Annotated in this window: 1 protein-coding gene; it reads right to left on the reverse strand. The window is 61.1% G+C overall.

Going from position 1 to position 722, the window contains the following annotated elements; genetic code table 11:
* The coding region (locus tag LPW29_RS15250; RefSeq protein ID WP_238628721.1) for an elongation factor Tu at window positions 1–713 on the reverse strand (713 nt) is incomplete at its 3' end.
* Window positions 714–722 lie beyond the last annotated feature (9 nt).

Below are 722 nucleotides of genomic sequence, written 5' to 3' on the forward strand. Positions count from 1 at the left end.
ATGCCGCGCTCAATACGACCCGTCACCACCGTGCCACGACCGGAAATGGAGAACACGTCCTCCACCGGCATCAGGAAGGCACCATCCACCGCGCGCTCAGGCTCGGGAATGTAGGTGTCCAGGGCTTCAAGCAGCTTGTCGATGGCAGGCACACCAATCTCGGAGGTGTCGCCTTCCAGCGCCTTCAGCGCAGAACCCGTGATGATCGGGGTGTCGTCACCCGGGAATTCGTAGCTGGACAGCAGGTCACGAACCTCCATCTCCACCAGCTCCAGCAGCTCCGGATCGTCCACCATGTCGGCCTTGTTCATGAACACCACAATGCACGGCACGCCCACCTGGCGGGCCAGCAGGATGTGCTCACGCGTCTGCGGCATCGGGCCGTCGGCCGCGGATACCACCAGGATGGCACCATCCATCTGCGCCGCACCCGTGATCATGTTCTTCACATAGTCCGCGTGACCGGGGCAGTCCACGTGAGCATAGTGACGCACGTCAGACTCGTACTCCACGTGCGCCGTCGCGATGGTGATACCACGCGCCCGCTCTTCAGGAGCATTGTCAATCTGGTCGTAAGCACGGGACTCACCACCAAACTTCTTGGCCTGGCACACCGTCAGGGCTGCCGTCAGCGTGGTCTTGCCATGGTCAACGTGACCAATCGTGCCCACATTCACGTGCGGCTTTTTACGCTCGAACTTTTCCTTCGACACCTTTCGACA

The sequence above is a fragment of the Ectothiorhodospira sp. 9100 genome (genome assembly GCF_022227565.1).
Taxonomy (GTDB): domain Bacteria; phylum Pseudomonadota; class Gammaproteobacteria; order Ectothiorhodospirales; family Ectothiorhodospiraceae; genus Ectothiorhodospira; species Ectothiorhodospira marina.